The following is a 12,014-nucleotide window of genomic DNA, read 5'->3' on the forward strand; positions in this document are numbered from 1 at the left end:
GATTATGGATTACAAAATATTTTATTCTTGGCAGTCATATTTACCAAATCAAACAAATATAAGAAATTTTAACCCACAATATATTGGCTCTATTTAATCAATTATTCATAACTTTAGTAGTAGGCATAGATCGAAGGTTCGCCAGACTTTGGGCAATGAGGGCTTGAAACTATTGATATACAAAGGTTATAGTCGTCCATTTTTTCCTTGGTGATTGCGAACTTCCTGAGAAAAATTCGACGAATTTACAAGGTTTTGATAGCCTTTATCTCCCCAGACTGCACTATATGGCACCTACCTTCGATCCACGCCTATCTACAGCATTGATGTTTGGTAGTTCCATGATTCAGAAAAAAATAACTCAACTCAGGTAATTCTACCAGGATTCTGGGAAGTTTATCTCACGATCGCCCAATCGCCCAATACAGTATAATAGAATTTCAACCGCCGAAAAGACCAGTATATAATGAACTTACAAGAGCGAATAGAATCTCTAGAAACAAGAATATATAGTCCTTCCGACTTTCCTCTTGCCCAGTTGAGTCAAACCGAACTCGACAGTTTACTCACATTAATTAACTCTAGGAATCTAGAATCAATCTATCCCTTGTCCCCGATGCAAGAAGGGATGCTGTTTGAGAGTCTCTATGCTCCCGAATCAGGGGTCTATGTAGAGCAATTGCTGTTGAAAATTAGTCCCTTGCAAGTTGATATCTGGGAGCAGACTTGGCAACAGGTAGTGCAGCGGCACTCAGTTCTACGTACCTTCATTATTTGGGAGCATCGGCAACAACCCCTACAAGTGGTACTCAAACAGGTAGATTGGTCTTGGCAGCATCAAGATTGGCAAGACTTATCAGTAACGGAGCAACAACAGCAGTTAGAAGCCTTGTTGGTAAGCGACCGCCAACAACGTTTTGCCCTCAATCACCCTCCTCTGATGCGGTGGTATCTAATTCGGCTAGAGGATGAGAGCTACCAATTGGTCTGGAGTTTCCACCATATCCTACTAGATGGTCGGAGTCTACAAGTAATCTTCCAAGAACTATTGAGCTTATATCAATCCTCTGGCGAAGGTCAAAGCTGTACTCTGGCACCGGTAACTCCCTACCGAGACTACATTGGTTGGCTACAGCAGCAACAGCCATCTCAAGCTGAGGTATTTTGGCGGGAAAATCTACAAGGATTTACAGCCCCCACTCCCCTGGTAGTAGACCGAACTCCCTCTCAGCAACAACAGCAGCCATCTAGCTACCAGGAGCTGGAGTGCTATATAGAAGCCTCAGTAACAACAGCCCTTCAATCCTTAGTCAAGCAGCATCACCTCTCCCTCTCAACTCTGGTGCAAGCTGCTTGGGCTTTACTGCTATCTCGCTATAGTGGGGAATCAGAGGTAATGTTTGGGGTGACGGTTTTTGGTCGTCAGGCTAATTTCCCAGGAGTAGAAACCATGGTGGGGCTGTTGATGAACACTTTACCATTGCGGGTGAAAGTGCCAACAGAAGCTGAACTAATCCCTTGGCTAGAACAATTGCACTCCCAGCAAGTGGAGTTAGAGGAATACTCTTTCAGTCATCTGGTAGAGATTCAGAAGTGTAGTGAGGTTCCAGCCGGAGTCCCCTTGTTTGAGAGCATTGTGTTTTTTGAGAACTATCCACTGGGTAGTTTGCTGCAAGAAGAGTTAATTCAACCTCTAGAAATTGAGCAAATAGAATCTTTTGGACAAACTAATTATCCTCTAACGGTGATTGGAATACCTGAGGAAAGATTGCGCTTAAAAATTTACTACGATTGTCATTGCTTTGAAGCAGAAACCATTAACCGGATGTTGGGGCATCTACAAACCTTGTTAGCTGGGATAGTGACAAATCCACAGTCAAGGTTGGGAGAGTTACCGTTGTTAACTGCACAAGAAGAGCAGCAGTTATTAATAAAATGGAACCAGACTGCTACTGATTATCCAGCTTCTAAGTGTATCCAAGAATTGTTTGAAGAACAGGTAGAGCGGACACCAGAAGCGGTGGCTGTAGTGTTTGAACAACAGCAACTGAGCTATCGGCAACTGAATCAGCGTGCTAATCAGTTAGCCCACTACCTGCAAAATTTAGGAGTAGGACCAGAAGTCCTGGTGGGTATCTGTGTAGAGCGCTCAGTCGAGATGGTAGTGGGACTGTTGGGAATACTCAAAGCTGGTGGTGCCTATGTGCCTCTCGACCCCAGCTATCCTCGACAGCGGTTAGCTGACATGCTCTCGGAAGCAGCAGTACCAGTATTACTCACCCAGCAATCGGTGGTAACCTCCCTGCCAGAAAATTGTGCTCAGATAGTTAATTTGGATAGCGATTGGGACATCATCGCCAGAGAGAGCCAAGAAAATATCCTCAGTGGCATCACCTCAGAGAATTTAGCCTATGTGATTTTTACCTCTGGGTCTACTGGCACGCCCAAGGGAGTAATGATTTCTCACCATGCGATCGCTAATCAAATGTCTTGGATGCAGACATTTTTACCTCTGACCAAGGAAGACAAGGTGCTCCAGAAAACTCCTTTTAGTTTCGATGCTTCGATCTGGGAGTTCTATGCACCGTTGTTAGCAGGATCTCAATTAGTGATGGCTAGACCTGGAGGTCATCAAGACAGTGCTTATCTAATTGAATTAATTGTTCAACATCAGGTCACGATTCTGCAAGTTGTCCCCTTCTTGTTACACATGCTCTTAGCAACAGAGGGATTTGAAAACTGCCAATCCCTCAGACGAGTTTTTTCTGGAGGAGAGGCATTACCCAGGAAGCTAGTAGAACACTTGGGTCAGATTTTGCCAGTGGAATTGTACAATCTCTACGGACCAACAGAAGCAACTATCAATACCACCTACTTTAAGTGTGAGCAGCAGCTATATCAAGGAAGTGCTCCTCTGGGGCGTCCGATTAGCAACATGAAACTCTACATTCTCGATCGCCATCGGCAACCAGTGCCGATCGGTGTGCCAGGAGAGTTGCACATTGGTGGTGCTTGTCTAGCCCGAGGCTACCTCAACCGTCCTGAGTTAACTGCCGAAAAATTCATCCCCAATCCCTTTGGGCAGGAAAAATTGTACAATAAAATATACAAGACCGGAGACTTAGTCCGCTACTTACGAGATAGGAATATTGAATTTATGGGTAGAATTGACCATCAAGTGAAGTTGAGAGGATTCCGTATAGAGTTAGGAGAAATTGAATCACTCCTATCTAGCCAGGAGCAAGTAGAACAGGTGGTAGTCATCCTCAGGGAAGACAATCCCGGCAACCAAAAGTTGGTGGCGTACCTAGTCAGCCAGTCAGAGGTGGATATTGCTCAACTCAAGGATAGTCTGCAACAGCAACTGCCAGAATACATGATTCCCTCGGCCTGGGTAGTATTAGACAGACTACCCTTAACCCCTAATGGCAAAGTAGACCGCAAGGCCCTACCAACACCAGACATAGAATTAACAGAAGGAGAATTAGTTGCGCCCCGCACCCCTAGTAAAGAAATTATCGCCAACATCTTCGCCTCAGTCCTGGGAGTGAAAGCAGTGGGCATCTACGATAACTTCTTTGCCTTGGGAGGACATTCCCTCTTAGCTACTCAAGTCATTTCCCGTCTACGGGAAGCCTTGCAAGTGGAACTACCCTTGCGCTCCTTGTTTGAAGCTCCCAGTGTAGCTCAACTAGACCTGAGTTTGAGGCAACAGCGTTTTACTCAGGAGGCACTGAAAGTTCCCCCCATAGTCTCAGTGGCAAGCCATGAGGAACCCTTGCCCCTATCCTTTGCCCAAGAAGGACTGTGGTTCCTGAACCACCTTGACCAACAAGGAATTGTCTACAACCTCCCCTCAGTCTTGCATCTGAGGGGTTCCCTCAACCGAGAAGCACTCTCGTGCAGCCTCAAAGAAATAGTCCGCCGCCATGAAACGCTGCGAACTAACTTTCACCTGGTGAATAATCAGCCTGTGCAAGTGGTACGGTCAGCCACAGACTGGAGTCTGCCCTTGATTGATCTGAGTAGCCTAGAGCCTGAGCAAAGGGCTGTAGAAGTCAAGCATTTGGCACAATTAGAAACAAAACAAGCCTTTCAACTAGAGTCTGACTACCTGCTCAGGGCACAATTAATTCAAGAAACTGCTAGCTCCCATATTCTACTCCTGACTATACATCATATTAGCTTCGACGACTGGTCGATGAGAGTCTTACTAGGAGAATTGAATCAACTCTACCCAGCCTATGCCCAAAAGCAACCATCGCCACTAGCCGAGTTAGACATACAATACAGGGATTTTGCCATCTGGCAGCGGCAGTGGCTATCGGCAGAGGTGTTAAACCAGCTGCAAAGCTACTGGCAGCAGCAGTTAGCCGAACTACCACTACTAGAACTACCGACAGACCGTCCTCGTCCAGCAGTGCAGAATTTTCGAGGAGCGAACTTACCTCTGGAAGTTCCAGTAGCACTAACCGAGAAACTACGACAACTAACTCAAACAGCTAACGCTACTCTGTACATCAGTCTGTTGGCAGTATTTGTCGGCCTGTTAAACCGTTACACTGGGCAAGAAGAGATTGTGGTCGGCTTACCCATTGCCCATCGTAACCGAAAAGAGCTTGAACCCTTGATTGGCTTTTTTGTTAACACTTTGGTGTTAAGGGTAGACCTATCTACTGACCCCAGTTTTGAGGAGTTACTGGGTCAAGTGCGGCGGCTGGCCTTAGAAGCTTATGAGCATCAGGACATGCCCTTTGAGAAGCTAGTAGCAGAACTACAGCCAGAGCGAGACTTAAGCCGCAACCCACTGGTGCAAGTAATCTTCACCCTCCAGAATGCGCCGAGAGAGGAGTGGCAGTTGCAGGAACTAAGTCTGACCCTAGTCAACTCTGAGGTGCAAATGGTGCAGTTTGATCTGGAGGTTCACTTGTGGGAAGTAGAAGGGGGGCTCAAGGGGGTTTTGGCTTACAGCACTGACTTGTTTGATCAGGGTACAATCGAGCGGATGTGGCAGCACTATCTGAACCTGCTGGAGGCAATAGTTACCAACCCACAACAGCCCGTGTCGAAGTTACCCTTGTTAACGGCACAGGAGCAGCAGTTATTAGTAGAATGGAACCAGACTGCCAGGGATTATCCCGCTAAATGTCTCCAAGAGTTGTTTGAAGAACAGGTAGAGCGCACACCAGAAGCGGTGGCGGTAGTGTTTGAACAACAGCAACTGAGCTATCGCCAACTGAATCAGCGTGCTAATCAGTTAGCCCACTACCTGCAAAAGTTAGGAGTAGGACCAGAAGTACTGGTGGGTATCTGTGTAGAGCGCTCAGTCGAGATGATAGTGGGTCTGTTAGGAATACTCAAAGCTGGTGGTGCCTATGTGCCCCTCGACCCCAACTATCCAGCAGCAAGATTGGTTTATATGCTCTCGGATGCCGGGGTGTCAGTATTATTAACTCAGGAAAGGTTGTTGTCATCCTTACCAGAATCTGCAGCCGAGATTGTCAGTTTAGATCGGGATGGGGAGCGTATTGGGGGAGAGAGCGAGGAGAACCCCGTCAGTGATGTCAGTCCAGAAAACTTGGCTTATGTGATTTACACGTCTGGTTCTACAGGTAAACCCAAAGGAGTAGCGATCGCTCATCGTAGTTTAGTCAATCTTATGTATTGGCAGCAACAGCAAGGGATTGCCTCCCCAGAAGCCAAAACACTACAATTTGCCCCGATTAGCTTTGACGCTTCCTGCGAAGAAATCTTCTCCACCTGGTGTACTGGTGGCACTCTAGTACTAGTTTCCGAGGAAATCCGACGGGATAGCTTTGCCCTGATAGAATACCTAGTTGAGCATCAAATCGAGAGACTGTTTGCCCCCTTTGTGGTCTTGCAGCAATTGGCAGCAGTAGCTCCCCACTGCCGAAATCTGCCCCAGTTAGCTGAAATCATTACAGCAGGGGAACAATTGCAGATTACCCCAGAATTAATGGAATTGAGCCGACGCCTCCCCGATTGCCGAGTGCAAAATCAATACGGCCCGTCAGAGAGCCATGTCGTTTCAGCCTACACCCTCGAAGGTAGTGCCACCACTTGGCCGACCCTGCCCCCCATTGGTCGTCCGATTGCTAATACTCAACTCTACATCTTGGATAAAAACATGCAGTCGCTCCCTATCGGTGTGCCAGGAGAATTGCACATCGGTGGTGTAGGGTTGGCACGGGGTTATCTGAACCGGAGGGAACTAACCCAAGAGAAATTTGTACCCAATCCTTTTTCTGGGAAAGGGGAAGCACGACTCTACAAAACTGGGGACTTAGCACGCTACCGACCAGACGGGAATATTGAATTTCTGGGTCGCCTGGACGAACAAGTGAAAGTTAGAGGTTTCCGCATCGAACTGGGTGAAATTGAAACATTACTTAGCCAGCACCCGCAAGTAAGTCAGGCAGTGGTAGCCGTAAAGGGAGATCAAGCCAATGAGAAGCGTTTAGTGGGATACATCGTCTTGAGGGAGCAAGAATTGATACCCTCTCAAGAGCTGGGTCAGTTTCTCAAGGAACAGTTACCGGAATATATGGTACCTGCAACGTTTGTGGTTTTGGACAAACTGCCTTTAACTCCCAGCGGCAAAGTGGCTCGCAAAGGCTTGCCAGCACCAGAAGTGGTATGGAAAGAAGGAGAGTTTGTTCCCCCTCGCAATCAGGTGGAGCATCAACTGGTGGAAATCTGGTCAGCAATTTTTAATTTATCTTCAGTGGGGGTTCGAGATAACTTCTTTGATCTTGGCGGTCATTCGTTGTTAGCTGTCGCTTTAATCAGTCGCCTCCGGGAACAGTTTGGTCAGGAGTTATCCCTAGCGAGTATATTCCAAAACCAAACTATCGAACAACTGGCAACGACTCTGCACGAGTCAAGAGATTTCTCTTTTGGGTCTACTTTACTACCGATTCAAACTGAGGGGGTTAAAATACCTTTCTTCTGCGTATCTGGTGGTATTGGTTCTGCTTTCTATTTTCAGATGCTAGCACGTCATTTAGGTTCAGACCAACCATTTTACGGTCTGCAAGCTGTTGGTCTTGATGGTCAATCAGAACCTCATACACGAATAGAGGATATGGCGGCTGACTACATCGAAGCAATTAAGTCTATTCAAACTGAGGGGCCGTACCTGTTAGGAGGTCATTCTTCTGGGGGACATGTAGCTTTTGAGATGGCTCAACAGTTACAAAAACAGGGGGATAAAGTTGCTCTATTAGTCATCATTGATGTCAGTGCGCCAGATCTCAGTTACAAAATGGCGATGGAGCAGTTTACCTCTTGGGATGATGCCACTTATATCGTCAATTTAGCGGTAGTATTGGAACAGTTATTTGAGAAAGAGCTAGAGGTATCAACTGAAAGTCTCCAACCTCTCTGTTTAGAGGAGAAAATCAACTATTTCAGCAATCAGTTGCAAAAACATGGGGTATTACCACCGGAAGCTGGCATTGAACAGGTTCGGGGCTTAATAAATGTTTATAAAGCTACTTTCTCAATGTCCATCAAGTATTTGCCCCAAGAAGTCTATCCGACTCCCATCCTCTTATTCAAAAGGAGTGATGAATTTTCACAGGAGATGAAGAGAAAAGCGCAGTTTGAACAAATTAATGACCCGGAAAATATGAAGGATTCGGTCTGGGGTTGGGGTGAGTTTGCTGATGGAGCAGTAGAGCTTGATTTTGTTCCTGGTAACCATGTTACTATGATGCGAGAGCCAAATGTTCAAGTTTTAGCTGAAAAGCTGAAAGCTTGGCTCGCAAGAGTTTCGACTTAGTTAATGATTTGCGTATGTAAGCAATATAAAGCTATAGTTATCTCAAATAGTAGTAATGAGGCTGAGATTTGTCAAACTGCTCTAATCACTGCTTAAATATTTCTAGCAGTGTATCTATTGACAAAGACTTAAATACAGGTTTAGACTTGAGAAATGCGGTTTGCTTGACCGTCAATGCCTGTGGATGAGTAACCGCCGACGGCCCGTAGGGACGTTGCATGCAACATTCGTACAGCAGGAAGTAAACATTAAAATGTCAATTTTTATGACGTTTTATATCGGTTTTATGAAGCAGTAAATGATAAAGGGTAACACAATGAGTACTGCAACAAGTTATAAACAGACGCCATATGGCAAGAGGATGTATAACGTCACTGGACCTATCAATGTTGATGTGGCAAGAAACTATCTGAAAGTCATAGTAGCGATCGCTAGTGCTGATGGTGAGTTAGCACAGAAAGAATTAGATTGGTTTCTGGAAGAACAGCAGCTACTGGGAACACCATCCGACCTGATCGAAGAAAATGTCCTAAATTTCGATGGAAAAAATGCGGACATCGAAGAGCTATTGGGCGGTATGCATTATGATTTTTCTCTAAATTTTCGCTGTTGTATGTTGTACCAAGCGATCAAAATGAGCCGTGCCGATGGAGTGTATCACGAGAAGGAAAAAGCCGCTGTTGCTCGAGCCGCGGAACTGTTAGGAATTGAACAAAAAGTACTTGTTAGTATTGAGTCTTTGATAGAAATAGAAGAGTCGGCAGCTCGGCTACGATTTGCGATATTTGAAACTGACGCTGAATAGTTGAATTTATCAATTATTATTTTTCTAGTTAATTTTTCGGCGTTGTAGAATTATGTGTATCCGCTCTGCTCAGTAAATGGGGGTAAGAAGAGAAAAAGTACAAGTAGTGTTGTAGAATAGGACTCATGACGCAAAAACTATCATCAGAGAAATTAATGGCTACATTACTGCAATCAATTAGCCCTGGTTTGATTGCAGATGAGGAAGTGCATCAAACAGTATAAGTATTACTGGTATCGGCTCAATAATTGGGGGTAGGCAATGATTCCTCTGACCATGACCAACCGAATAAACTAACAGAAGCTTTCTCACGAATAATAGTTGCCAGAGGGAGAATTCTTCCAGCCTTAGAAGTGCGGTTGCTGATATACTCAAAAAAGCTAATACCCAACTTACGAGTAGTCCAGTAGGGTGCGTTACGTTTCACTAACGCACCGCTGAAAATTCGGATGCTTTACTTCAAAACATACAAAATGAATTTTTAGACTAACTGATAACTGATATCTGCTATAAGTAAATAAAGTTGTCTAGAATATAGAAACAATCTATGGCCTCAGATTTTGATAAATCTACAATTGAGTTCATTGAGGCAGAAGTGAGCAAATTACTCAATAATTTGCCCAACTTGAAACAGCAAAAATGGATTGGGCGATCGCTCTCTACTATAGTTAATATGGCAGGAGAAGAACTCGATCGCCTAGACTGGAAGATATTAGCTGCTTCTTTACAAGATATGGAAAAGGGTTTTCAAACATTTTATCCCTACCGCCATATTCGTAAAATTACAATATTTGGTTCTGCACGAATAACTCCAGATACTCCAGAATATCAAATGGCAGTAGCATTTGCTCGTCGAATTACTAAACAAGGTTTTATGGTAATGACGGGTGCAGGTGGTGGGATAATGCAAGCTGGTAATGAAGGTGCGGGAAGCGACAAATCTTTTGGTCTCAATATTCAGTTACCTTTTGAGCAAAACTCTAATCAATTTATCGCAGGCGATAATAAATTAATTAACTTTAAATACTTTTTTACTCGTAAATTATTTTTCCTCAAAGAAAGTGATGCTTTGGTATTATTTCCTGGTGGTTTTGGTACTATGGATGAGGCATTTGAAAGTTTAACATTAACACAAACAGGTAAATATGGTCCTGCTCCTCTGGTATTAATAGATTATCCTGGAGGAAATTATTGGCATGACTGGAATGATTTTATTCATAAACAATTGCTGCGACGAAGGTTAATTAGTCCAGAAGATTGTAATTTTTATACTATTACTGATAATTTAGAATCAGCTTGTGAAGCGATCGCCAATTTTTATAGAGTGTATCATTCTAGTCGTTATGTAGGAGAGAAGTTTGTAATTCGTCTCAACTCAGAAATTTTACAAAAAGATGTAGATTTTTTGAATCAAGAATTTAGGGATATTTTGACTGTAGGAAAGATTGAAAAAAGTCAAGTTTTACCAGAAGAGTCAGAAGATGAAACTTCTCATTTACCACGTTTAATTATGTATTTTAACCAAAAAGATACTGGTAGATTATATCAAATGATTGCTCAGATAAATCAAATGGGAGAAAATACAACAGAATTAACTCATCCAGAGCATAAGTAATTAGTAAGCATTCAGCAGTCAGCTATTAGCTATCAGCTTTCGAGTTAAATCTACATTTCCTGTCACCTAGAAGTATAGGTACACCAGATTAAACCGTAAAATTTTTGTAGCACAGGCATCTTGCCTGTTAGCTGTGTACCTCACGCCTGATGGAACGCTGTATTAAAAAGCTGAGAGCTGAAGGCTAATAGCTGAATGCTGACTATTTATTTTCAAACAAATAAACATCATCCTGTTCATAACTAAGCTGAAATTCTGAATTAACTTTTAGTTTATCTACTAATTTCCGCGAATATTCCTGACTACTTTTCCAACCGGGATAACGTACATTTACTAAGATATAATCATACTCAGCTAAAGCTTCATCTCTAGGTAACTCCTCTTCTTCAACAATTAACTTAATAAACTGACGATGACTTAAATGAGGACTAATTTCTGAAGTAGTTAAAACACCACCTTTTGTCTCAACTAAACTAATTGCTGTTCGTGCAGCTTGCCAAGTATCTAAATAATCTAAATAAATAGACCAAAAATAACCATATTTAGCTAAAGCCAAAAATCCGATGCAAGACCAAATTATGATAAATTTTGGTAAGCGGTTACTAACAATTGTAGATAAATTTTCAGCCTTATCTTCTTGTGAGCGACGTAAATTCCATACCCAATACCATAAACCACATTTACCATCAGCGATCGTATAAATTACAGCCATTAACAAAAAAGGCAATATTGGCAAAGAATACTGATGAATTAAATCTCGTTGAGCATCAATATCAGACAAAATATTCATAGCCAAAACTGGAGAAGCAGCTATTAAAGGAGTGAAATATTTAGGAGCCAGCCACCAAATTATCGGCAGATTTAGCAATAATAAATATTCCAAAGTTTTGAGAGAAATTAATCTACCAAATACCAGTTCAGGTCTTAAAAAAAGATTCAATAAAATTTCTGGAATAGAGTCTCCTAAATATCGATAACGTCCGACTCCTCCAGGTGGCAGACCGCCCTTAAAATAAGGTATTAGTATCTCAGTAGCAATAATAAACCAAGCCGTACCAGCAAATAAAGCTATTGCACCACAGACTCGCTTTTTTTCATAGAAATATAACCAAAAACCCATAGCAGCAATTGGTAAAGATAAAGCAGCTTTGCATCCTAAAACCCAGATAATAGCTAAACAAAACCAGAAAATTTTATCTAGTTTTGCTGCTAAAATTGCTCCTAATATTGCTGGTAATGCCATTACCTCTGGATGAAAATCGAATAAGTTGAGATTAAACACCACTGGGTATAACAAATAGACTATTACTATGGCAAAAGCTTGTTTTTTATTTAACCCTGAATGACGGGCTAAACTCCAAGTAGGAAAAGTTCCTATTGCTAAACAAATTGCTTGTATTAGTAATAGGCAATAAACTGAAGGATAAATTTTATAAAATAATGCCACGGGATACATTGACCAAGCAGCATGATTGCCCAAATGATGTACTTCTAAAAAGGAAGAAAAAGGGGTTAAACCTTGACTTATTAAATAAGTAACTTGGTCATAAATTCCCATTTCAAAAGCAGAAGATTGAAATAATAAGTGACGCACACTGCTACAGATAAATAAAATTATGGCAGCAATGATAGTTATTTGAAGTAGAAAATCTGATTTTAATCTTTTGAGAATTAGCATTTTTAGAAGGAAGAAGGAAGAAGGAAGAAGTGAGGAATATTATAGCAATTATATTTCAGTTGTAACCCACATTCCACGGCAATTATTCACTATGTATAAAATCACCAGAATT

Annotated in this window: 6 protein-coding genes; 3 read left to right on the forward strand and 3 right to left on the reverse strand. The window is 42.6% G+C overall.

What is annotated here, in order from left to right; all coding sequences use genetic code 11:
• Positions 1–466: 466 nt before the first annotated feature.
• A complete protein-coding gene (locus tag AFK68_RS27700) occupies positions 467–7,804 on the forward strand; it encodes a non-ribosomal peptide synthetase (protein WP_094676863.1) in 7,338 nt (2,445 codons plus the stop codon).
• Positions 7,805–7,889: 85 nt separating this feature from the next.
• Here AFK68_RS27700 and AFK68_RS43660 read toward each other — a convergent pair whose 3' ends face one another.
• A complete protein-coding gene (locus AFK68_RS43660) occupies positions 7,890–8,024 on the reverse strand; it encodes a hypothetical protein (RefSeq protein ID WP_256386669.1) in 135 nt (44 codons plus the stop codon).
• A gap of 96 nt (positions 8,025–8,120) precedes the next feature.
• Here AFK68_RS43660 and AFK68_RS27705 point away from each other — a divergent pair, with 96 nt between their 5' ends.
• Positions 8,121–8,609, forward strand: coding sequence for a TerB family tellurite resistance protein (locus AFK68_RS27705; RefSeq protein WP_094676871.1), 489 nt, complete (start codon positions 8,121–8,123; stop codon positions 8,607–8,609).
• Positions 8,610–8,850: 241 nt separating this feature from the next.
• On the opposite strand, the gene AFK68_RS27710 is transcribed toward AFK68_RS27705, so the two are convergent.
• Positions 8,851–9,036, reverse strand: coding sequence for a hypothetical protein (locus AFK68_RS27710; protein ID WP_094676865.1), 186 nt, complete (start codon positions 9,034–9,036; stop codon positions 8,851–8,853).
• Between the two features lie 120 nt (positions 9,037–9,156).
• On the opposite strand from AFK68_RS27710, the gene AFK68_RS27715 reads away from it, so the two are divergent.
• Complete coding sequence (locus AFK68_RS27715; RefSeq protein WP_094676867.1) at positions 9,157–10,224, forward strand: LOG family protein; 1,068 nt, start codon at positions 9,157–9,159, stop codon at positions 10,222–10,224.
• Between the two features lie 202 nt (positions 10,225–10,426).
• Here AFK68_RS27715 and AFK68_RS27720 read toward each other — a convergent pair whose 3' ends face one another.
• A complete protein-coding gene (locus AFK68_RS27720) occupies positions 10,427–11,902 on the reverse strand; it encodes a DUF2079 domain-containing protein (RefSeq protein ID WP_094676869.1) in 1,476 nt (491 codons plus the stop codon).
• Between the last annotated feature and the right edge of the window lie 112 nt (positions 11,903–12,014).

The sequence above is a fragment of the Hydrocoleum sp. CS-953 genome, from assembly GCF_002260545.1.
Classification (GTDB): Bacteria; Cyanobacteriota; Cyanobacteriia; order Cyanobacteriales; family Microcoleaceae; genus Trichodesmium.

Bases quoted from the DNA above. Each gene is read 5' to 3' on its own strand.
- AFK68_RS27700 (WP_094676863.1), top strand. From the start codon at position 467: ATGAACTTACAAGAGCGAATAGAATCTCTAGAAACAAGAATATATAGT.
- AFK68_RS43660 (WP_256386669.1), bottom strand. From the start codon at position 8,024: ATGCAACGTCCCTACGGGCCGTCGGCGGTTACTCATCCACAGGCATTG.
- AFK68_RS27705 (WP_094676871.1), top strand. From the start codon at position 8,121: ATGAGTACTGCAACAAGTTATAAACAGACGCCATATGGCAAGAGGATG.
- AFK68_RS27715 (WP_094676867.1), top strand. From the start codon at position 9,157: ATGGCCTCAGATTTTGATAAATCTACAATTGAGTTCATTGAGGCAGAA.
- AFK68_RS27720 (WP_094676869.1), bottom strand. From the start codon at position 11,902: ATGCTAATTCTCAAAAGATTAAAATCAGATTTTCTACTTCAAATAACT.